The organism is Blautia hansenii (assembly GCF_013304445.1).
Taxonomy (GTDB): Bacteria; Bacillota; Clostridia; order Lachnospirales; family Lachnospiraceae; genus Blautia.
Window position 1 is genome coordinate 1 of record NZ_JAAITA010000052.1, and the last position, 1,932, is coordinate 1,932.

The 1,932-nt window shown below is 35.2% G+C and carries 1 protein-coding gene and 1 pseudogene; one reads left to right on the forward strand and one right to left on the reverse strand.

Annotated elements, in window-relative coordinates:
* The first annotated feature begins 227 nt into the window (after window positions 1–227).
* A complete protein-coding gene (locus G5A70_RS15410; RefSeq protein ID WP_226853774.1) occupies window positions 228–683 on the forward strand; it encodes a hypothetical protein in 456 nt (151 codons plus the stop codon).
* Window positions 684–814: 131 nt separating this feature from the next.
* Here the strand turns inward: G5A70_RS15410 and G5A70_RS15415 are convergent.
* A pseudogene (locus G5A70_RS15415) lies at window positions 815–1,660 on the reverse strand (mobilization protein); the annotation flags it as partial.
* Between the last annotated feature and the right edge of the window lie 272 nt (window positions 1,661–1,932).

Consider the following 1,932-nt stretch of genomic DNA (forward strand, 5'->3'; position numbering starts at 1 on the left):
TTGCGGACATTTAAGAAGATATAAAAAGATAGTCAAAAAGACATATATGATTTATAAAAATTTTACGTGCATATTCAAGAGTAGATTATTCAAAAAGAGGATTTCAGTTTTCGGATGCTACTATAGATCAGTTAAACAGCAATTATTTGTCATCATGGGGATTTATACAGAAATATGGTAGATGGTATTATAAAAATCATTACGTTGAGATGGGAGATTTATTGCCATTGCCCGAGGAATTAGAACCTAAACAACCTATTAATGGAAAGGAATTGAAGATTGAAGCTTCATTGAGCTGGAAAATGAATGATGGAAAGATAAGATTTCAAGTATCTTCTAATATTCCAGAGGAAACCCCATTAATGTTTACATTACGTGGCAAAGAATATACAGCTCAATGTAAATCTGTAGCAGGTAATAGAATTTCAATAAGTGAATGGTTTAGTGACAGAGGTAATCCTATGAAAAATGGATTTTATACTATAGATGTGTCATGTCCGATATATAGTGTATTGCCAGAAAAGATAAAGAAAATATTTGGTGAACGTAATAGAAATATATGTGGACAATATGTTAAATTTGAACCAGTGGGAGGAAATACGATTCATTTTTCGTATGGATTAGTTCTTAAAAATAGTAAAGTTCAAGTTATTGATATGCAACAAAGAATCTCAGCATTATAATGAATGTGGTTTTATACAAGAAAACATGGCAGATTGTAACTGGTTAAAGTGAATTGGGCGTATGGAATTTTTAAATCCATACGCCTTTTAAACAAGAGAGTTGTAAGAGCATATTATCTACTCGATGATGATTATAATTCCATATCATATGATCTTTTCTTAGCTCTGGCAGGCTGATTTCGCCGCATCTCCTGTTTCCTCTGATGTTCAAGTTCCCAGGCACGATGGGAAAAAACATCAGGATCTTCCACATTGAGATAATCTACCTCATTGGCTGCAATATCACGACGGTGATAGTCATAATATTTACCGAAAGTACCTTTGAGCTGTTCGATTATCTTATCCCGAAAATCAGGACGTATCTGGATTCGGGTGTCCAGCAATTCTGTATACTGTTCTGGTTCAGGACGAAATTTTTCTTCCCGGAAAGCGGCGGCATCTTTTTCAAGCTGTTTTTTGAGCGAGATGTCTTGAGAATCCAGGATATCAAGATTGTTATTCATCTGGTCATATTTTTTGGATAGATTCGTCATATCTTTATCGGTAGAGCATTCTGCCTGGAAGATTAGCTGCTCTTTCCTTGATTTCAGTTCTTCGATTTCTTCGGTAATAGTGGTAAGCTGCTGATTTAATTTTATATGCCGGATGGGATTCAAAATACTGGTTTTATCCTTTTGCACATTCAGTTCTTTCCGTTCCGTAACTTTAGCTTTGAGTTCCTTTTTAACTGTGTTGTATTTATTCAGTATTGGATTGAAATGATTCATCCAGTCATGGATCACTTCTTTTTGCATCTCATTATGAAGTAAATGATACTGTATAAAAATCATATGATTGCGGATCGCTTCTAACGTTTCAGCTATTATTGGAATAGACTTTTCTACAGCTTCAGCCAGTTTTGCTACCTTTGCTTTTAATTCTCGGAGCATTTTGTTACCCGCACGAATCTGACGGTTGATTTCACAGCGGTCTGCTACACATGGCTGTCATGGCGGCAATCTGTGGATTGAAAGATGCACATTGAATGATTGAGAAGTTGATTCATTTCCGTCAGGTAATGTATGATCGTTAAAGACTCGTGATACTGCCCGGAGGCTTCGGGCGGTATCCTTAAAATAGATTAGTAAGTAACAGTCGAAAGACTTAAAAATAGATTTGTTTGTCATGAAAAGGAGCGATGACTTATGTTGATGCCTAGTATAACGAATATTAAATAATTGCTATATTAAATTGATACTGCTTCCTCTTC